Below are 22,366 nucleotides of genomic sequence, written 5' to 3' on the forward strand. Positions count from 1 at the left end.
GCTTTGATACTGGCGATTTGTCCTTGATCATTGTTCAATCCCTGACTTTGAATCGTCACCGCATCATTGGCAACGATCTGGCCTGCTTGATTATTGATCCGTTGTAGACTATGTAACTCAAGTTTGTTTTGAACATTAATTTGCCCCTGAGCATAATTATCAACAACGCTGGCTTGTATGCTTGCATTATTTCCTGCATAAATTTTACCAGAATGACTATTGTCAAGTTGCCCCAAAACCTTGAGATATAAATCTTCACCTTGAGCTGAACTCAAGGTTCCTCCTTGGTTCTTTAATATGCCTGCATCAACATTTAATCCTGTGTAACTCTGAATAAAGCCCATCTGATTATTCAGTTCTTGCTGAATTACCAAACTCAAAGGATTTAGTTTCCCACGCTGTATAAGTTGTCCTTGCTGATGATTAAATTGATTAGCCTTCAGTATAATTTGTTCAGCTGAAGTGACCCCCTGACTTAAATCAAGTGCTCTTGCATTTAATTGTAATTGTCCATTACTGAGTATTTTTCCTTGATTACCCTGCAATTGATCAACATCAATATTAACCTGACCTAACCCAGCATGAATGAGTTGACCTGCCGTATTATTTAATACTGTTGTATTGAGATTGATCTGTGCTGCATTACTACGAATCTCTCCAGACTGGTTATTTAAAATATGACTAAAATTCAAATCCAACTGATCAGTGCCAGTATGCAATATATGGCCTTCGCTATTATCTAGACTATTGGCATTTAATTTAATATCTTTTGCACTTAAAGTACCTTGCTGATTATTAATAATATCATGACTATTCAGTGATAATTGTTCTGCAATCACCTGAGCTGAATGAGTTGAGATATTCCCCATCTGACTATTTAGCTCAATATTTTTAGACTGAAGTTGTCCTTGACTCGCATCAAGCTCATTTTGGCTTTGTACGTTAAGCGTTTGACCTGTGAAGCTCTTTCCATGCAATGCGACCTGATCAGCGATGATATTTAGATCACCCAATGTTCCAAGTTTACCTTGCCGATCTAAACCTGCTACGATCAAACCAGAATTTTCATGTTGCACGCTTTTACTGTTAATTTTAATATTTTGTCCAGCGCTTAAAGTTCCTGCATTTTGTAAAAGCTGACCTGTAATTTTCAAATTTTGATCGGCATAAATATTTCCACTATTATTTAATTGAGTATGTGTGAATTGAATGTTTTGGGCTTGAATCTCACCTTTATAATTATCAAATTGCTCTACAACACTTTTTAAATTTTGTTTAGCAACTATAGATCCTTCTGTGTTTTCGACTGAGCTATGCTTTTGCTCAATGTCTTCAGCTAGAATTTGACCAAGGCTATTATTTAGCTTTTGACTATTTAAATTCAATTGATCTCTAGCTTGAATAATACCTGAAGTGTTATCTAGTTTTTTCTCAACATCTAAAACAATGTTTGCTCGTTCAGAATACAACAAACCTGATTGATTATGGACTTCCCCTGCTTGAATATTTAACCGTTGCCCACTTGCGATTTTTCCTTCACGATTACTGAGCTGAGCGGCTGTTTGCAGATCAAGTCGCTCAACTGTTTGAATAATCCCTTTATCATTATTGGCAATTTTAGACTGAATATTCAGGTTCTGATTGACTGTGATTTGTCCCGATTGGTTATTAAAAGTGCTAGCAAATATATCCGCCTGTTGCACGGTTAATTGACCTTGATCATTATTAAAATTTTCACCCTGAACTTTAATGTGTCCAAGATTAATCTTTCCATCTCGATTTTCTAAAATATTATTGGTAGTAAGATCTGCTACACCATATGCAACAATCCCACCATTGTCATTATTTAACTGCTCTGTAACGTGAATATAACCTGTGTCATAGTTTTTCGGAATTTTAGCAATTGACCCGTCATTTGCACTTTCAACACTGCCACCATCTTTTGCAGAGTTATTTGGTTTGATTTGAGTTGAACCAGTGTCTTCAGTATTTCCATTGTTATTATTTCCAGCCCCCCCTGGTGTTTCTGATTTCTTTACAAGACCAATTCTACCCGCAGTATTACTGATTGACGCACTAACGAGCTCAAGTGATTGTGTTCCTGTTTGTTCAATTGAACCACTATTTTTTAAGTTTTTAGCATCAAGTACAATACGTGCAGCATTTAATGTTCCAGTATTCGTTAAAACTTCCTGCTGATCTATAGATAATTCATCAGCACTACTGATTAAACCAAGATTATTTAGATTTTTACTTTTTAGTCTGACTTGTGAAGTTGCACTACTGATATTGCCACTATTCTTAACATCTTGTGCTTGAACAATAATTTGATCTTTATTGGCAATCATATTGCCCGTATTGGTCAGATCACCATTGGCATTTAAACTTAGTTGTCCTGTCGTTGCATTGATTGAGCCTGCATTACGCACACCTAAACCATTTTCATTTCCCACCAAATAGATTTTTCCAGCATACATGCCACCCAATTGCCCCACATCAAGGGCAAAATTTGGCTGAGATGTTGTATTCGTTCCGTTTGCTGCTTTGGCAATTTGTGGTACAGCTGGGTCTTGAATACTGATGTCGTTTTGACCCAATACTGTTTTGAGCTCATTGGCATATAAGCCTGCATTGACATTTAAAGCACGTGTATAGATATCCGTATAAGGCGTTAAACTTCCATTTAAACCTTTACCTTCAATGGTGACTTGACCTTCACGCACTCGAAACGAATCAAGATAACCTTGATGCATCACTGCTTGACCCGTCGTTAAAGTAAAACGGTCTGCATTAATCACACCACAGCCATCACAGACCAAACCTGACGGATTGGCAATCACCACTTGAGCTTGTTTACCTGCAACTTCCAAATAGCCTTTGAGTTGACTTGGATTACTACTGTTCACTTCATTCAAAATAACTTTGGCTTCGCCTTTGGCCAACCAAGGGTTACCTTGCACCCAACCACCCAATTGGGTTTGGGTATTGTTTCGTGCATTATTCAGAATCGCACCTTCTTGCCCAACATCAAATTGGGTATAAGTATTGCGTGATACACCGCCTGCACTTGGGGTTTGAATATTGACTTGTGTTAAGCCATTACTGGTATTGAGTATGGTCGCTTGTTGTGAATTGGGGGCGGATTTATCTGCAACAATATGGCTTTCAGCGATCGTCGCCATCGGCAAGGTATATATTGCTGCGCCTAATAAACTCACCACTGCAAAATTGACTGGATTTAGCTTTTTATAGGTGATCGAGGATGTTGCAAAATCCTGTATTTCAACCTCACTCTCAGCATGTGTTTGCCCTGCTGCTTTAGTTCGGCTTTTTACAATCTCAGCAACTGCAATAAACATGCCGCGTGCTTGGCTATAAATAACGCGATAACGATTCTTATTCATAATGTCTTACCTAAATATTTTAATGTTTTTTTAATATCAATTGATGGATATGGGTTTTGGTGTGTTGGATCAATACATCCAGTTCAGGCTAAAACCTGTTGTCACATTGTCTGTTCTATAGTGGTCTGGTTTTTTTAATGGTGTGCCAACAAAAACGTCATAACTGACGGATTTTAAAATTTGACCACGCAATCCAAAGGCAGCACCCATTAAGCTGGTTCCCAACAATGGATTAGGTTCATACGCTGTTTTTCCACCGACCTCACCATAATCAATGCCGGTGTACCATTGCATGGGTAGCCTAAATATCGAGCCACTGATTTCATTGCGGACCAAAAAGCCATTGTCTGCCAATAAAGTCTGCTCACCATCAAAACCTCTTACGGTATAACGGTTCCCTATCGAAAAACGGTCTTGAGGTGTCAATGGTTTTTGACTATGTTGGGTTCGCCATTCGGCAAGATATTGTAGTGATTGATTGCCCACTTTAAATGGAACTTGAAGACTGGCATTGGCTTGTAAAATCCCAACATGGGTATAAGCTTCACCAAACTCCTCTTCTGGCGCACGCATTGCATTAAATGCACCTGTACCACGCTTATAGGTTAAATTTCCATTTAAGGTCGCATGGGCTAAATATTCGGTATGGTCCAGACTGGCTTTCCAGCCAGCCGTTTTTCTGCGCTGAACTTCTATTTCCACATCATTGATGAAGTTTTGCGATTCCCTATACCATCCACCGACACTGGCCGTAGTTTTGCGTCTTGCATCACGATAAAGGACTCGCGATAAATCTGCGCCAATCAGCTTACTTTTCCCGCTATAGCTATAACTTTCACTGGCGCCTGCAACCGTCTGATTATAATCAGATTGGCTATAGCTGGTACTGAGCATCCAGTATCGAAACGGAATGCTGTAACTTAAATAATAACCATCTGTGCCACGTTTACCCGAATCACCACCACCAAGATCATGGTTATAACTGCCATAAAATAAGTCATTTGCTGTAAACAGGTGGTCTAAAGACAAAGTTGCTGTGCCTTGATATTTTCCTGTTGAATCTGAACCTGCATCATCAACCCCCAAATGAATGCGGTAAGGCTTGGATTGTTGCCAAGCGAGTTCAAGATCACTGTACCCAGGTTCATTACGTTGCTCTGAAGGTTTAATCTTAAAATCCGCTTCAACAGTCGGTACGCGTTTAAAGTTTTCTAAACCTTGCTCAATATTTCGAATATTTAAAATATCCCCAGTTCGAACAGGCAAAGCATTAAATTTGTGCGCGCGTTTAGACGTCCCTTGAGTAAATTGTACTTGGTCAATCTTGCCTGCGATGACTTGGAGTTTAATTTCACCAGAAGCGATGTTCTGTTGAGGCAAAAGCATGCGTGTAGTGACATAGCCATGACTAATGATGCTGTTTTGGATTAGATCTAAGGCTTGGTTTAATCCCTGTACTCCAATACAGCGTCCAATTAAATTATGTTGACCTTGGGTCACAGGACGCATCGCAAAAGTAAATTTACGAGCATCATCACCAATCAATACAAACTTTTTGATGTCAAAACACACATCTTCACTGTGTGATTTTAGAAATTGAAGTTGTGGTTTTGTTTTTAATTGCTGTTCTAAACCCGTTTGTACTACAACTTCGGGCTGTAATTGTTTTTGTAATGCTTCGTCACGTTGTTGTTGACGTTGTACAACATCTGCTGTCGACTCTGGACGTATTTGTGGATCTGCTGCATTTGTTACTGTACCCAAAAGCGTTAGAAAAACAGTGAAAGAAATCTTATTAAAAGTAAAGTTCTGCATGTCAATAATAATTATGATGTGATTCACGTTTTATTATGTTTAAATGTTTACACTTTGTAAATAGGACAAGCAGTATAGTCTTTAAAAATTCTAAACAATGTTTTGAATTATACAATAATCAATACTTTATAGTCATAAAAATACCAATACCTTAAAAAAATACAAGCTTGTAAACATTGATACTTCTCTCAAAAAAAGTAATAGCTTAAACAAATATCGCACTCTTGATTTTGAAAATTAAAAAAAGAGGAATTAAAATTAGCCCTATTTTTTAGTTTAACGACCATCTTACATTTAAGAGCTACAGTTTTTTTAAAGTTAATTCTTTGAACTCCATTCTCACTAAAATTATAAAAACAATGATGGTGTAAACTAATCCAACACTTGTCCAATCGTATAATCAGCTTGAGCAATAGGGGTTAACTTATCATCAACTTGAAAATACTGAATTGCATATTCACCAGGCTTCCAACCATCTGGTGGAGCATAACTTACCCAGTTCTGATCACTTTGAGGATTTACAGGCTGAGGCGTAAACAGTAATACCTCACCATTATCTTTATTCACCCATTTCACAAAGACTTGATCACTTTTCGATAATTTCCCCAAGGTATCGTAATGAGCAACGATTTGTTGATTCTTATAAATTTGTGACATGTTCTCAGACTGTAAGTTGTTACTTAGATTTCTAGATAAAACAAGTTTACCTTGCATATCCTCTTTAGAAGCAATAGCTTCACTTGATAGTTCTTCTAATAGTCTTCCTGAAAACTTTTTTTTATTTTGAATAGAACTAAAGTCATTCAAAGGAAATGCCTTAATCAGATAATTTTCAACTTCTTGCTCTGGCATTTGATTGAGTATCATTTTAATTTTTTCGATTGTTGCTTGAGATAAAACATGTCCATTTGATTGTGAAATCAACGCATTAAATTGATCATCATGGCTTTTTGGAATCGGTTTATTTATATTTTCACTTAGTATTTTGGAATCAATTTCGTTGTATGAATGAGACGGATTATTGAATCCGTCATCAGTATTCATCAAAGCGATTCCATAGCCTGTACCAAAACAGCACAAGCCGATGAGAATTTCTTTTAGATACATATTATTAAACGCACTTATAGCTTACGTTATTAATTGAAATATTAGAACCAGAAAAAATATTGCCTTTATCAATAACATACTGTTTAGTAAAGCCTGTACCAGTTAGAGATTTAAAACTCGTTGTAGATGTACAAACAGCTGTTTTTGTATCAGATGAAGTTTTTACTAAACATCCATTTGTTGTAATTAAATAAGTTTTACCGCTATCTGATGTTGAACAACTCTCAGTGATTGCTTGTGTTCCTGCCCCTGAATTACCAGAATTACCCGAAGAACTGACATTATCTCCACTTCCACCTCCTCCACAGGCGACTAATAAGCCACTGATTAAACAAAGTGAAAATATACTTGTAATTGATTTTTTCATTTTAAAATCCATGTAATAAATTTATGATTTCTTAAGAAGAACAAATACTGTAAATACAATATTTAATTATGTATAGCATATTTCTCTATAAATCCAAACAATATTAAGTTGCAAAAAAATCAAATGTATTAATGATTTAATGTAATGAAAAATTACTTGCGTAATAATGATTAATTCATACCGTAGACTTATTTATAAATCGTTTTTCATCCAGCTCAAAATTATAAATTTCACCAATCAAATTAAAACTCAAGCCAAGTCGTTTTCCTTGATTTCGATAATACTATGCAAGCATTTTTAAAATTTTCAATATACCAAATACATACTCAACCCCTATTCTTTTTTTATTAATTTCTCAATTATATATATTATCAGGAGGAAACATAAGCAAAAAACATGGGCTTTTTTTATTTATGAAATAGTTTTACTATAAATATTAATTACACCAAATACAAAAAGGGCAATAAGAGATAAATTATTCGATTCGATTTCTACTAAAATATTACCAAGGGCTAGTAATTTAAAAAGAATTCTTATTTCCATGAATATTTATAGACAAAAATATAAGATTTAAAAAGTATATGTATGAATTTTACCTCAAATTATAAGCTTTTTTGATTCTCAACTTAAGCGTTATCAAAGATAAGGTAAAACATCTCTTTCATGTTTTTAATGATTAAACAAAGACAGTTGCGAGTTTTTGAAATACCCAGAGCATAAATCGTCAATTTAAAGGATTTTTACTATCTTGATTTAGGATAGGCTTCCCCCTCGACCAAAAATTTGTGGACATTACAGTCTTAAGAATCATAAAAAAGGTTGCAACCTTATAGATTAAATAACCTGACTTTAATCAGTTTCTTTTGAATAATAATATTGTTAACAACAATGATTCTCACTTATAATTCCTCAAATTTATAAGCAATCTCTAGGCGAGAAAAATGGGAAATAAGACAAAAAATCATACACTTTTTAAAAGAAAGTCTGAAATCAGAAGTATCATTCCTCTTCTTTCATTCAGTGGGGTCATCTTTCTTTCAAACTCAGTATTTGCAGCTTCAACTTCCGAATCCATAGAAACTGAAAAGAAACCTGGCGTACTCCCTACAATTACGATAAATGCTTCACGTGCAGATGAACTCTCCACATCTGCCAAGCAGGTCACCAAACTCGATGAAAAACAAATTGAAAGCTTAAGAAATGGTTCATCTGGAAATATTGCAACTGTTTTATCTAAGGCAGTACCTGGTTTATCAGACTCAAGTCGCACCATGACAGATTATGGTCAAACTTTACGTGGTCGTAATGCCCTCATCTTGGTAGATGGTGTTCCCATGAACCTTACACGGGATACGGCAAGAGGACTATCGGCAATAGACCCTGAAAGTATTGCCAACATTGAAGTCATTCGAGGCAGTAATGCAATTTATGGTAGTGGTGCTGCCGGTGGTATTATCTCGATCACAACCAAAGCCGCGGGCGGTGAACCTACCGCAAAAACAGTTATTGGACTACAAACATCTTTAACAAATTTGCGTTCTGATGCTTTAGGTGGCGATATTCACCAATATTTCACAGGTAGTTTTAATCAATTTGATTATGCATTCGACTTTGGTTATCAGCGTATTGGTAGTCCCTACGATGCAAGTGGCAATCGTGTTGCCCCTGAACCTGCTCAAGGAGATTTATTTGATGCCAATACCTATAGCATAGGAGGAAAAATTGGTTATCACATTGATGATAATCAATATATACAACTTGCAGCAAATTATTACAACGCTGAACAAGATTCGGATTATGCATCTGATCCAAGCACCAAAAAATTTCCAGCTGGCACTGTGCCCGCCAAAGCAATTACCGGGCTAAAACTAAAAAATCAAAATAAAAATGAGAACCAAATCTATAATTTAACTTATAACCATAAAGACCTGTTTGGTCAAAAAGTTGATGCACAAATTTATTATCGTGACTTCTTTACACGTTTTTCACCATTCGATGCCCGTTCAAATGCAAATCGTGGCAAGCAGGTCGATCAGATTTATCAAGAAAATAATGTGCTAGGGAACCGTCTCACCGTTACCACCCCACTTGATTTTTTAGGTGATACATCACTTGTTTGGGGCGGAGACTTCAGCCGAGAAAAAAGTGAAATGCCTTTAGATATTTTTGATCCTCAAATTTATGATCAATCTGGTGGCTTAACCTTTGTAAAAATTGGAAAACTCATTTATTTGCCAGAGTTAACCACCCAAAGCATAGGCGGTTTTTTACAACTGAAACACCGCTTTAACGATTATTGGTCAGCAGAAGCAGGGACACGCTATGAAGATAGCTATGCGCAAATTGATAGTTTTGTGCCATTATCACAATTAGGTAAGACTCAACCTTATACGGTTCCAGGCGGTAAAGTAAAAGCTGATGCTTGGTTATACAATGCCAATCTAAACTTTTCACCGACAGATCAACATTCAATATATGCTTCTTTCAATCAAGGATTTCAGTTACCTGATGTCGGTGTGATTATCCGTAATGCAGGTAATGGATTTAACCTTGGTTCATCATTTTTAGAACCCGTAAAAGTAGATAACTATGAACTTGGATGGAAAGGAAACTTTAATAATTTTTCATCAAGTTTGGCAGTATTTCATTCAACGTCGGATCTTGGAGGCGTGCAATCGTTCAACAATGGTTTAGTGCTTGCTAGAACAAAAGAGAAAGTGACAGGTATTGAGGCGACTTTAGATTATATCGATGATGCAAATGTTTGGGGAACGGGTGGCAGCATCAGCGTCATGAAAGGTCGTGAACAGCCCCAAGGCACTCAAAATGAACAGGATATGACAGGATTCCGTATTCCGCCATTAAAACTATTGGCCTATATTTCTTATAATCCAACTGAAACTTGGACAAACCGCTTGCAAGCGACTTACTTCGGCTCAAAAGATTACCGCTTAAATAACGCAAATAGTTTTGGTCGTTATGACGTTAAATCCTATACTACCGCTGACTTAATCTCGAGTTTTGCACTCAATCAAAAAGATACTGTAACGATCGGTTTAGAGAATATATTTAACCGTAAGTATTATCCTCTATATAGTCAGTTAATGCGTAGTAGTGATAATACCAGCCATTTATTGGCAAATGGGCTTACGCTAAAAGCATCATATAGCCATAAATGGTAATAAAACTATGACATTTGAATAAGTTTCAGTGCATTAAAAAGAGGCTGTTCTAAATTCTGCTTAAGAACTGAATTGGAATAGCCTCTATTTTTCAAATTTTATCGACACTAAATTGAATCAAGGACATTGAAAAATCTATCAGAACCTATAAAAATATTAATCTCAAATAGAAACTGTATAAAGACTTTTAAATATAGAAAATAAACTTAATCAAAGCATCATAAAAGATTCAGACAAAAAAAAGCTCCTGTAATCACAAGAGCTTTTTAGATATTTGGCGGAAGCGGTGAGATTCGAACTCACGGAGGACTCACACCCTCGTCGGTTTTCAAGACCGGTGCATTAAACCGCTCTGCCACGCTTCCATGTGCGCAAGAATACTAAGCTTTTCCAAGTATGACAAGAAAAAAATAAGCTTAAAGTATTCAAATGCATATTGTTTCATCAAAATCAGTGATTTTGATTAAAGTTTGGCTGCTATTTCAGCACCTTCACGGATTGCACGCTTTGCATCAAGTTCACCAGCCAATTTAGCGCCACCAATAATATGATAATTGGCTAAAGTCGACTCGCCCTCTTTCGGCATTAGATCCTTGACAGATTCTTGTCCGGCACACACCACAATAGTATCTACACGCAACAATTGATCATGACCATTGCTTTCAATCCACAAGCCCTCATTGGTTACTGCTTTATATTGCACACCGCGCAACATTTTTACCGCGTGTTTTTTTAATTGTGCACGATGTACCCAACCTGAGGTTTTACCCAGACCGACTCCCAAAGGTGTAGTTTTACGCTGCATCAAATAAATTTGACGAATCGGTGGTTCAACCTCGGCAGGAACAAAGCCACCCTCAGTCATATAGTTTGGATTTGGATCAATCCCCCATTCGCGTTGCCAATCTGCCAATGGTTGTGGTTGAGGCTGATGTTCCGGTTTTAACAAAAATTCAGAGACATCGAAACCGATACCTCCTGCTCCAATCACCGCAACCCGGTGTCCCACCGGTGCACCGCGTAAGACTTCCGCATAGGACAAAACGTGTGGAGCATCACTGCCCTCGATCTTCAGCCCACGAGGAACAACACCTGTAGCAATCACAACATCATCAAAACCTTCACGTTCCAACTGCTCACGATTAACTTTGGTATTTAAGCGTAAGTCAACACCCGTCTTTTCAATCTGGACTTTAAAATAACGAATGGTCTCATGAAACTCTTCTTTACCCGGTACAACTTTAGCAAGATTAAACTGACCACCGACTTCGCTGGAGGCTTCAAACAAAGTGACCTGATGTCCACGGCTCGCTGCAATAGTCGCAGCTGACATACCGGCGACCCCACCACCGACAACCGCAATTTTTTTCGGTTTCTTGGTTTTGAGATAAACCAACTCCGTCTCATGTGCAGCACGTGGATTCACCAAGCAACTTGCACGTTTATTTTGAAAGCTATGATCTAAACATGCTTGGTTACAGGCAATACAGGTATTAATTTCATCTACACGGTTGGTCGCTGTTTTACTGACCCAAAAGGCATCTGCCAACAACGGGCGTGCCATCTGTACCATATCAGCTTTACCCGCCGCTAAAATTTCTTCAGCAGTATCCGGCATATTGATGCGGTTTGAAGCAATAACTGGAACCGAAACATGTTTTTTTACCTCAGCGGTATAGTCAACAAAGGCAGCTCGAGGAACTGAGGTTACAATGGTCGGAATACGTGCCTCATGCCAGCCAATCCCTGTATTTAATAAGGTAATTCCTGCTTTTTCCAAGGCTTGTGCAACAGTGATAACTTCGTCCATGGTATTACCATCATGGACTAAATCCAGCATCGACAAACGAAAGCAAATAATAAATTTTTCACCCACTTTGGCACGAATAGCTTTGACAATTTCCACCGCAAAACGCATACGGTTTTCAATTGGTCCACCCCAGCGATCTGTCCGCTGATTGACATGGCGACTCAAGAACTGATTCAGTAAGTAGCCTTCTGAACCCATAATTTCCACACCATCATAACCTGCTTTTTTGGCAAGACCTGCAGTTTCAGCATAATCCTGAATCGTTTCGAGGATCAACCTGTCACTCATTTGGCGTGGTTTGAACATTGAAATCGGAGACTTGATTGGACTCGCTGAAACAACAAAAGGTTGATAGCCATAACGACCAGAATGCAAAATTTGCATAAGAATTTTTGCACCATGCTTATGTACAGCATGAGTAACTAAACGGTGGGGCGCAATATCCCCCAAAGTGTTCATCGTTCCGCCAGCAGGCAACAACCAGCCTTGACGGTTAGGAGAAATTCCCCCGGTAATAATCAGTCCCACCCCACCTTTAGCTCGCTCACCAAAGTATGCAGCAAGTTTTGGATAATGATAGAAACGATCTTCCAATCCAGTGTGCATTGAGCCCATCACGACACGGTTTTTAATCGTGGTAAATCCCAAATGAAGCGGTTTTAAAATATGTGCATAGCTAGTGGTCATGGTGAATCCTTTTTTAATTTGGCTTTGCAACTTGTTGCATACTACTTTATCGTTTTTTTAAATTTTTTGGATGGCTTATTTTGAGAATTTCGTGGTAGATAGTGTCAATTTTATCTATGCGTTTGTACCGATCAATTTTTCGCTTATTTCACTGCATCGAAAATTTAAAATACAGTTTTATAACATTGTTAAGCATGGATTTTCGTTATTTTGCAATATTACTTTGGAATAAAAGCAAATAAGAAAAGGCATTTTAACAATGAGTCATCCTGTATTTTTAACCAGTACCGCGTTTAGTCATATGCCGATTGGTCAAGAAAACCAATGGGCAGATTTTTTTCAAACAGCTTCTTTTGAACTGGAAGCCAATGCGTTCATTCCTATTTTATGGCTGATGCTGTTTAGACAAGATCATCTGCACTGGGCAAAATATATCGATGAATTAGATCATGACGATGAAAGAAATCAAGGCGATCTGGAAGAGTATCAACAGGATTTTTCCGAAAGCAGCTATGCCTATTTGGTCACTGACCAACAACAGGCCTTGATTAATCTAGAACAACGGAGAGCTTTATTTAGAGACTTGTTTGGTGATGAAAATGTCCATCATTTCGAAGATTTTAAATCTTTCATATTACAGTATTATCCTCAGCATATTTTATTAAGAACCAGTGGGTTAGCTCTAGATTTAAATGATGCAAATTTCCTGACCCAACCCTTAACCCAAATAGAAAATATACAAACCGATGATCCCGGCTATATTTCATTTCGGGAAACACAACGTCACGACCTTACTCGTTTCAATGATTATGCCTATTTCTTTTATGGTGCGGATGTTCTGAATACAATGCCAGAATCAGATCATGAAGAGCAACCCTCAGCACCTCCTACGCACAGCCAGTCAACAACAGCAGCCGATTCATCGGGGATGGCAATTTGGATTTGCACAGGAATTGTCGCTTTATTGACACTGGGTGTTTGGTTCACTACCGCTTCAATTTTGTACAGCATACTTATATTTATCATCAGTGCTTTTGTACTGGGATTCATTTCTTCAAAAATAGGTGAAGCAAAGTAAAAAACAGAGATATGTTTGATAAAAAGCCATGATCAATATAACGAGCAATTGATCATGGTTTTCTCAAAATCATTTCTGGATAGTTATTTTTAAAATCTCATCTTTGCTGTTATTTCCAATATTTTAATTTACTGGTTTGTCCGATTCCCACATTAAAACTATTGGTCGGATCAAGTTTTTGATAATGATTTTTTAAACTTGGTTTAGCCACATAGAGATGTCCAACATTATGTTCTGCGGGATATTCAGCTCCTCGATCATCCAACAAATGCCACATTTGGTGTTCCATCGCTAAGGGATCAACACCTTTTTTGACAATATAATCTTGATGGAACACATGACAGAGGAAATGTCCGTAATATAACTTGTGGATAATTAAATCATTCATTGCCTGAGGTAAAGTTTCGACCCATTCACGGTCATTTCGACGCAGTGCAATGTCTAAAGCGACAATATCTTCCACCTCTGAACGATGTGTATCCCGATAGCGAATTGCTGCACCTGCAACGGCAAAGCGGTGTAAAAATGCCTTTCGCCCCTCTTCCTCAGTACAGCGAAAAAAATCACCTGAAGAATGCTGTTGAAAATAACTCTTTAAAAAAGCTTCAACTTGCTCAACGTCTTGATTTTCGATACGGATCATTAAATGATGTTCGTATAAATCACGAAACGCATTCATTCGCTTAGGTAAATGATTAGGTAACAGTTTGGTCACCATCTGCAAAACTTTATCGGACAAGTTGCGTAAACCAATTTTCTCCAGATAGCCATCGACTTTATCTTTCATCGCAAATGCGGCAGGCACATTTGCCGTTCCCAATTTCTCAATGAACATAAAAGTGTCTTTGCCGTATTCAGCGCCAATATCATAGGCAACACGATGGATATATTCACCGGCAATCGGCAGTCTCGGTAAATCCTTCAGTAAAAAGCGACGAATTTCAGTGAGATCATCATGTGAATTTGTTCCCACATAAAAAACCTGACTTGGAATTTTTTCAAAAGTATCCAAACGGACTGCGAATACGCAGACTTTACCTGCCGAACCCGACGCTTCAAACAACCGGGATGGATCAGCATTGAAACGTGCAGGGGTATCTTCATCAATCTGTTTTACATCATGCGCATAACGATGATCAGAGGCACAACAGCCAGAATTATTGACAATGTCATCAATTTGATAACCTTTACTTTGAAGCTTGGTCAGAATTTCTTCAGGCGTTTCACCCAAATCAACTCCTAAATGATTAACCAATTCCAACTCGCCAGCCTCATTGACCCGTGCATAAAGTGCCAATTCCGTATAGGCAGGTCCACGACGTACCAGTGCACCACCAGAGTTATTGCAGATTCCACCTAGAACTGATGCACCAATACAGGATGAGCCAATCACAGAATGCGGTTCACGATTAAACTGGGCCAATTCTTTCTCCAGACGATCCAAGGTTGCGCCTGGCAAACAAATGACTTGCTGACCGTGATTAATCACCTGAATTCCAGTCAAGCGACGGGTACTCATCAAAATCACAGGACGATCATAATCATCGCCAAATGGTGTAGACCCCCCAGTCAAGCCGGTATTGGCAGCTTGCATAATGACAATACAATCGGCATTCACAGCAGCTTGTAAAACTTGCCATTGTTCGAATAAAGTCCCAGGAACAACGACAGCCAACACCTTACCTGAGCCATAACGACGCCCTTGACGATAAAGACGTGTATCATGATCTTCGGTGAATACATGTTGCTGACCCACTATTTGAGTCAATTGCTGAATGGTTTGCTGTGAATCAAAATTCGATTGCATTTTCGCTATCCTTTCTATAAATGCCTACTCAATAGATCAGTTCAGCATTCATCTCGGCGGCATCTTTTCAATATAATGGTGATTTAGGAATTAACGTTTTATCTGCTTCATCTCTCAAAAAGCAGATTGATCAAATTCTTGCCATCCATAAATATTGGTCAATATTTTTCATTTCATTTTCATAAAATATCAACTGTTGCAAGCGCATGGCACTTACTTCGACAGTTGATATTTAGACGTATCAAATTGCATACGCAGACGAATACCTGTTGAGTATCAACAATCTATTATTCATCCAGTGCTTTATCTAACTTGACTAGACAATCAGCAGTAATATCGGCAATGGTTTTCGCACCGGTTAATGTCATTGCAACACGCATTTCTTTATCGATTAAATCAAGTAGGTTTGATACGCCTGCACCGCCGGCAGCCCCCAGTGCATAAACAAATGCACGTCCCAACATACAGGTATCTGCACCAAGAGCAAGCATTCGTACAACATCCAAACCGTTACGAATACCAGAATCAGCCAAAATTTTAATATCGCCTTTTACAGCATCCGCAATTGGAGGAAGCGCGCGCGCTGATGACAACACACCATCAAGCTGACGCCCCCCATGATTGGAAACCACAATGCCATCTGCACCGAAACGCACTGCATCTTTGGCATCTTCTGGGTCAAGGATTCCTTTGATCACCATTGGACCATCCCAGAATTCACGGATCCATTCCAGATCTTTCCACGAAATAGACGGATCAAAATTATTGCCCAGCCAACCGATATAGTCTTCCAGTCCAGTGGGTTTACCCAAATATTTGGAAATATTGCCCAAATCATGAGGACGCCCCATCAAGCCGACATTCCAAGCCCAATGTGGATGGAAGCAGGACTGCATGTAACGGCGCATTGCTGCATTTGGACCGCTCATCCCTGAATGTGCATCACGATAACGTGCACCCGGTACAGGCATATCTACAGTAAATACCAATGTTGAACAGCCTGCTGCTTTAGCTCGTTCCAAGGCATTTTTCATAAAGCCACGGTCACGTAAGACATAAAGCTGAAACCACATTGGACGATCAATTGCCGGAGCAACTTCTTCAATGGGACAGACCGAAACTGTAGATAAAGTAAATGGAATGCCCTTTTTATCTGCAGCGACTGCGGCCTGTACTTCACCACGGCGTGCATACATACCCGTTAAACCTACAGGAGATAACGCAACGGGCATGGATAAAGTTTCATCAAACAATTTTGTTTCTAAGCTTAATTGAGACATGTCATTTAAAACACGCTGTCTCAACGCGATTTTTGATAAATCTTCTACATTTCGCTTCAGTGTATATTCAGCATATGCACCGCCATCAATGTAATGAAATAAAAATGGAGGTAAACGACGTCTCGCTGCTTCACGATAGTCATTTGCAGAAGAAATAATCATGTTCATATCCTGTTTAATCGGCTTGCACGTTGACGACGAGCTTCTTCTTCATCAATCATCCGTACTTGCTGCACTACAAATTCTATATGTCCACATACTGCATCTCTTGCAGCATCTGGATCATGACGTTCAATTGCATCCATCACCCTAAAATGCTGATCATGCAATTGATCAAAGCGGTGTGTCTCTGAATAGACCTTACGTCTGCCCAGCAACACGTTAAATTGCAACAAATCAAACACGCCTCGCATCATCTGAATCAAGACTAAATTATGCGATGCCTCTGCAATCGCCAAATGAAATTTAGCATCAGCCAGCGAAGCTTGTTCATCATCCCCAAGTGCTTGAAAGTATGAAATCTGATCATAATATTCACGAATCAAAGCCAGATCCTCAGCAGTTGCACGTTGAGCCGCATACCAAGCTGAACCGCCTTCAAGAATGGTTCGCGCTTCCTGCACATCAAAACGATAGGCCGGATCTTGATCGATTAAATTACTTAAAGGCGTCACAATCTGGTTGTGTGACCAATTCACAGGGGTTTGCTGCAAATAAGTTCCCGCACCGACTTTGCTGACCAGCATGCCGGTACTGGTCAGTTGAGAAATCGCTTCTCGTAAAGAGGAACGAGAGACACCGAGTTGTTCACACAACTTTCGTTCAGCAGGCAAACGTTCTCCGACCTGCATGTTTTTTTCTGCGATTAACATGCGTAGGCTTTGTACCACTTTGTCGGAGACTTTCATCTACTTTCCTTAATATTGCATTGGTTCACTGTTGCTGAGTCTCATGGAATCATCCATGGGAACACATAAGCTTGTAGGGTAATAATAATACCGATCATTACAGTAAACGTTATACTGTGTTTCACTGTAAAACGGAACAGATCAGATTCTTTACCCACCAGCCCAACTGCTGCGCAGGCAATCGCAATCGATTGTGGAGAAATCATTTTTCCGGTCACACCACCACTGGTATTGGCAGCAACCAGTAAGACTTCTGGCACACCGATTTGCTGTGCAGTAGTTGCCTGTAAAGCACCAAATAATGCATTGGCTGAAGTATCTGAACCTGTCAGGAACACACCCAACCAGCCCAAGAAAGGTGAGAAGAAAGTAAATGCCTGCCCTGTGTGCGCCAGTGCCAGAGCCAAGGTCGCAGACATTCCTGAGTAGTTGGCAATAAAGGCAAATGCCAGCACCATACCAATTGAATAAATCGGGATCTTTAATTCATTAATTGTTTCACCAAAAGTCACTACCGCTTCTTTTGGCTTCATTTTTAAGAAAATGATGGTAATGATTGCAGCAAAAATAATGGCTGTACCCGTCGCTGAAAACCAATCAAACTTATAGATCGCATCATAGTCCTTGATTTCAGACACCACTGGCGGCATTTTTTGCACCATCTGATGCAAGAAAGGAACTTTGATTGAAATTACCAAATCATGTAATGCACCATCTTTAGCGAATAAATCCTTAAATGGTTTAACACTCCAGATTGTCACCATGACGGTGAGAATAGCAAATGGTGACCAAGCTTTTGCAATTTGAGCAAGGGTATACTTTTGCTGTTTTTGTTCAGCAAGATTTTCATTCATGCTGGCATCTTCATTGGCAAAGCGGAAGATATGCTTAGGCTGCCAATACTTCAGTAAGATCGTTAATGAAACCAAAGAAGCAATAGATGCTGTAATATCTGGTAACTCGGGCCCAACAAAGTTCGATGTTAAATATTGAGCAATCGCAAAAGCACCACCACCAACAATCACCGCAGGCCAAGTTTCTTTTACCCCACGCCATCCGTCCATGATGGCCATAATCCAGAACAATACAATTGGCACCATAAATGGCAACTGACGTCCAACCATTTGGCTAATTTCATGTGTTTCAACACCTGAGACTTGCCCTGCAACAATAATTGGAATTCCCATTGCGCCAAATGCAACAGGTGCAGTATTCACAATCAAACACAGACCAGCAGCATAAAGCGGTTTAAACCCAAGCCCGACCAATAATGCTGCGGTGATTGCAACGGGTGCGCCAAAACCCGCTGCACCTTCTAAGAAGGTACCAAAAGCAAAACCGACGAACAGCATTTGTAAACGCTGATCTTCTGTAATCGATAATATCGAAGAACGGATAATATCGAACTGCCCTGTTTTGACCGAAATTTTGTACAGAAATACTGCACCAATGATAATCCATGCAATTGGCCACAAGCCATAGAAAAAGCCATAAACCATAGATGCCAATGCCATCATAGTCGGCATTTGATAAGCAAATAAGGAAACCAATAATGCCAATATGACCGTAATTGTCCCCGCAACACTTCCTTTCATGCGGAATACGGCAAGGGCCAAAAAGAAAAATATAATTGGAATGAGTGCAATGGCACTGGATACCCAGATATTACCCATTGGATCATAAATCTGTTGCCAATGTTGAAGCATTGTCATCTCCTTGAAATGCTTGCCTGAACGTGAAATTTGATAGAGTCACACATTTATTTCTCAATAATTGGTATGACCAATATTAAATTAAAAACAAAAAAATAACGTATATTTCGACTTTATAGTAATTTTTGCTGATTTAAAGATCAATAGTTACTCGATCACTTAAAAAATGGTATGACCAATTTTAAGGATATTTATATGGCAATCAATGCATTTTTTATCAATAATTCAGACTTTAAAATTTTAAAAATAACTGTTTTTAAATGTTTTTTTCAAAAACAGCTTTATTTTATACGACTTTAGTCTATAAAGGCGTTTAAAAATCAAATTTTAACCAAAATTAAAACGTGTTTTTATTGCGGTATTTATCACATGCTTTTCTGATTGGTCTGATCATTTTAAAAATTAAACATTTCGATGCAGCCTATCAATCCGATAAACAATAAAAATCAGTAAAAATTTACTGATTTTGTAGACAAGCATGATTTCAATATTGCAGTAAACTCAACTGAGTTCGATAAAAATGCTTGATAAAATATAATGCTCATCAACATCATCCAAAACTGCCTGAGGCAGGACTCCTTTTTCCAATATTTTTTTGACTTATTTTTATATATTGCTGATTGTGCGCAGGTTTTACGGTGAACAGCAATATCGCTACGCAGGTGGATTGTACTTGCGCACTTCTTTGCTCATGCCGAAACAGATACAAGAGTATGACGAGCCGCAGGCTGATCCAAAAAATGGATAAAGATCTAGCAAGCTCGTCAAGATTATTTTTTTCAATAAGTTATAGATAGAATTAAGTCGAACTCAGGTTAAAAAATATCTTATTCGCCTTAATGATGCTCACAGCTCAATCTCGAATTGGCTTTCTTTTTCATTTGAATGTTTAAAGAACTCAAAATAATGCCCGAACAAATAAAAGCTGCACCTATCAAAATATTGAGTGTGATCGGTTCATGCCAAAGCATATACCCAAAAAACAAGCTTAAAATCGGAATACACATAATTGAGATTGAAGCTACAAAAGTATCCACCTGACTCACAATCCAGTTCCAGAGAGCAAAAGCAAATCCTGTTCCGACCACTGCAATGTAAAACAGCATAGAATCATTCAGTGGATTCATCCATACATGCAAATCAATCGGTTCAAAAATCATTGCCCCAATGAAGATTACAAATCCACCCATCAATAACTGCCAAATCGTCAGTTTCATTTTGTCATAGGTTGCAAAATTCTGTTTGATATAAACTGTGGTCAATGCCCAGAAAAAACCAGACAAGATTAAAAAGGCTTGTCCAATCAAAGAGAGATTGAAATGCAAATCATGTAATTGCGGCCAAAGAATTGCAATCAAGCCCAATGTACCCAAAACCAATCCAAACATTTTTTGTGTATTTAAACGTTCTTTGAGCACATAATGTGCCAGCACACCAATAAAAATCGGCATAGTAAAGACCAAAACTGCTGACAGTCCAGAATCTACAAATTGCATCGCGAAAGTCTGAGTTGCATAAAAACCAATACAAATCATCATGCTTGAAACCATCAGCTTTTTCCATTCTCCTCTTTGAGGAAGAATGGATTTACGCAATAAACGTTGAACCAACATCAAGGTGAGTGCGGCTAAAATCAAGCGTGTAGAAATAAATAGAAATGGAGGGAAAACCTGCAAACTGTGTTTGACCAGTCCCCATAATGATCCCCAAACGAGACACAACAAAACGATTGCAGCCATTACTCTAAGATTCATTTGCTGTACTCATGCAGATGGAAAGTCAGTACAGTTTAAAAAACAAATGACATCATGAATAATGCTATGTTTTAATATATCCATCATTTTTTTTAATGTATCTGAAATTTTGATGTGCCATCAAAATTGCAATAGCTTAAGGAATTACAATGAATATCGACATTGGGGATATTAAATCATTTGTTACGGTTGCTGAAATGAAAAGCATTTCTGCCGCCGCCAATAAACTTAACTATTTACAGTCAAATATGACCGCAAAAATTAAAAAAATTGAAAACCATTACAAACGTCAGTTATTCATTCGCAAACCCAAAGGCGTTGAACTGACTGAATCTGGAATGAATCTCTATCAACAATACAAAAAAATGATCTTCACTTGGGAGGAGACAGAAAATAAAATCTATCAACAAGAAAAATATCTTCGTTTTGGAACCAATACCAGCTTGGGAGGTATGCGTTTTTACCCGTCATTCAGTCAACTTTATGAAACGTATCCCGAGCTTTCAATCACCATGAAAACCGGTGCAACAGGTTATATCGAAGATGAAATTATATCGGGCAATTTAGATATTGGTTATGTACTTGGGCATCCAAAACAGAAAAATATACAGTATATACAGAAAGCTGAAGATCAATTGGTGATTATCGGCAAAAGCGTCATTAACCATGAAAACCTTGAAGATTGTCTCAACCATCAAAATATTCTGTTGGCTTCAGAAGAATGCTGTTATGCCACCACATTAGATCATATTTATACAGACTACAATTTAAGCAAAGGTGAACTCACCCATATTTATGATCATGAAGCATTGGTCAATTTCACTCAATTGGGTATGGGGATCTCAATGATCGCAAAATCACTGATCAAAAAATTTAATATTGAGTACTATCGGGAAACACCGGAACAATATCGAGATATTGGATTTTATTTAATCGCACGAAGTGAACATGTATTTACTCCGATTGAAAAGCAATTTATTGGATTGAATGATCAGCTTTAATAAAATACACCAGTCAGCATGATTTTAGCTTCAAAAACCCAGTCTGACTTGTGTTGGATCAAAAAATCAATTCCCAGATTGCCATTTGGTTTTTCGTACATTCAACAGAATCAAAAGCCCAATACAGGTACCAACAGGGAATCCAATTAACAATAAGCAACCCACTATCGTAGATATCAATTTACCTATTTCGCTCCCCCTTTCTACTTCGATCGCAGCTTTATAATGCATATAGGCCAAAGCAACCAATATACTCAATACAAAGAGCACATCTAAAAATCCAGCAGTTCTAAATCCAGATGTGAGTGCGAAAAAAATGAACAAAAGAAGCAAAACCGCATAAAAGCCAAAAAAAGTATTATGTGTATAGTAAAGTGTTTTATTTAGCTGCATATGAGTATGTTTTTTTAAATTAGTCATTCATTATAGCCATTTATTTAAAATTGCACTTGCT

The 22,366-nt window shown here is 38.2% G+C and carries 14 protein-coding genes and 1 tRNA gene; 3 read left to right on the plus strand and 12 right to left on the minus strand.

The annotated features are described in order from the left end of the window. The 4 genes from IMO47_RS12825 to IMO47_RS12840 all read right to left on the minus strand — a co-directional run. Positions 1-3,404 (minus strand): filamentous hemagglutinin N-terminal domain-containing protein (locus tag IMO47_RS12825; protein WP_196077892.1); only part of this gene is annotated, 3,404 nt, incomplete at its 3' end. A 69-nt stretch (positions 3,405-3,473) separates the two neighbouring features. Continuing rightward, positions 3,474-5,219, minus strand: coding sequence for a ShlB/FhaC/HecB family hemolysin secretion/activation protein (locus IMO47_RS12830; RefSeq protein WP_196076744.1), 1,746 nt, complete (start codon positions 5,217-5,219; stop codon positions 3,474-3,476). Positions 5,220-5,591: 372 nt separating this feature from the next. Continuing rightward, the gene (locus IMO47_RS12835) at positions 5,592-6,263 is read right to left on the minus strand and encodes a hypothetical protein (protein WP_196075688.1); all 672 of its coding nucleotides are present in this window, start codon (positions 6,261-6,263) and stop codon (positions 5,592-5,594) included. A gap of 67 nt (positions 6,264-6,330) precedes the next feature. Beyond that, the gene (locus IMO47_RS12840) at positions 6,331-6,693 is read right to left on the minus strand and encodes a hypothetical protein (RefSeq protein WP_196075687.1); all 363 of its coding nucleotides are present in this window, start codon (positions 6,691-6,693) and stop codon (positions 6,331-6,333) included. A 941-nt stretch (positions 6,694-7,634) separates the two neighbouring features. On the opposite strand from IMO47_RS12840, the gene IMO47_RS12845 reads away from it, so the two are divergent. After that, entirely contained in the window at positions 7,635-9,875 is a 2,241-nt protein-coding gene (locus tag IMO47_RS12845; RefSeq protein WP_196077298.1) for a TonB-dependent receptor, read from the plus strand. Positions 9,876-10,150: 275 nt separating this feature from the next. On the opposite strand, the gene IMO47_RS12850 is transcribed toward IMO47_RS12845, so the two are convergent. Next, positions 10,151-10,240, minus strand: a tRNA-Ser gene (locus IMO47_RS12850). Between the two features lie 98 nt (positions 10,241-10,338). Further along, on the minus strand, positions 10,339-12,372 hold the full coding sequence (locus IMO47_RS12855) for an NADPH-dependent 2,4-dienoyl-CoA reductase (RefSeq protein WP_196076669.1): 2,034 nt from the start codon (positions 12,370-12,372) through the stop codon (positions 10,339-10,341). Between the two features lie 259 nt (positions 12,373-12,631). Here IMO47_RS12855 and IMO47_RS12860 point away from each other — a divergent pair, with 259 nt between their 5' ends. Then, complete coding sequence (locus tag IMO47_RS12860) at positions 12,632-13,450, plus strand: hypothetical protein (RefSeq protein ID WP_196076668.1); 819 nt, start codon at positions 12,632-12,634, stop codon at positions 13,448-13,450. Between the two features lie 109 nt (positions 13,451-13,559). On the opposite strand, the gene dld is transcribed toward IMO47_RS12860, so the two are convergent. The 5 genes from dld to IMO47_RS12885 form a co-directional block, all read right to left on the minus strand. Further along, positions 13,560-15,257: a D-lactate dehydrogenase gene (gene dld / locus IMO47_RS12865; protein ID WP_196076667.1), complete on the minus strand. Its 1,698-nt coding sequence runs from the start codon at positions 15,255-15,257 to the stop codon at positions 13,560-13,562. Between the two features lie 287 nt (positions 15,258-15,544). Continuing rightward, the gene (gene lldD, locus IMO47_RS12870) at positions 15,545-16,699 is read right to left on the minus strand and encodes an FMN-dependent L-lactate dehydrogenase LldD (RefSeq protein WP_196076666.1); all 1,155 of its coding nucleotides are present in this window, start codon (positions 16,697-16,699) and stop codon (positions 15,545-15,547) included. A gap of 2 nt (positions 16,700-16,701) precedes the next feature. Continuing rightward, positions 16,702-17,445, minus strand: a complete 744-nt coding sequence (gene lldR, locus IMO47_RS12875) for a transcriptional regulator LldR (protein ID WP_196076665.1) — start codon at positions 17,443-17,445, stop codon at positions 16,702-16,704. A 41-nt stretch (positions 17,446-17,486) separates the two neighbouring features. Beyond that, positions 17,487-19,157 carry an L-lactate permease gene (gene lldP / locus IMO47_RS12880; protein ID WP_196076664.1) on the minus strand — a complete coding sequence of 557 codons (1,671 nt, stop codon included), beginning with the start codon at positions 19,155-19,157 and terminating at the stop codon, positions 17,487-17,489. Positions 19,158-19,993: 836 nt separating this feature from the next. Next, on the minus strand, positions 19,994-20,911 hold the full coding sequence (locus tag IMO47_RS12885; protein ID WP_196074393.1) for a DMT family transporter: 918 nt from the start codon (positions 20,909-20,911) through the stop codon (positions 19,994-19,996). Between the two features lie 149 nt (positions 20,912-21,060). Here IMO47_RS12885 and IMO47_RS12890 point away from each other — a divergent pair, with 149 nt between their 5' ends. Further along, positions 21,061-21,912, plus strand: coding sequence for a LysR family transcriptional regulator (locus tag IMO47_RS12890; protein WP_196074392.1), 852 nt, complete (start codon positions 21,061-21,063; stop codon positions 21,910-21,912). 66 nt (positions 21,913-21,978) lie between these two features. On the opposite strand, the gene IMO47_RS12895 is transcribed toward IMO47_RS12890, so the two are convergent. Next, on the minus strand, positions 21,979-22,332 hold the full coding sequence (locus IMO47_RS12895) for a hypothetical protein (RefSeq protein WP_196074391.1): 354 nt from the start codon (positions 22,330-22,332) through the stop codon (positions 21,979-21,981). Positions 22,333-22,366 lie beyond the last annotated feature (34 nt).

The organism is Acinetobacter sp. Res13-Abat-PEC15-P4-01 (genome assembly GCF_015676285.1).
Classification (GTDB): domain Bacteria; phylum Pseudomonadota; class Gammaproteobacteria; order Pseudomonadales; family Moraxellaceae; genus Acinetobacter; species Acinetobacter nematophilus.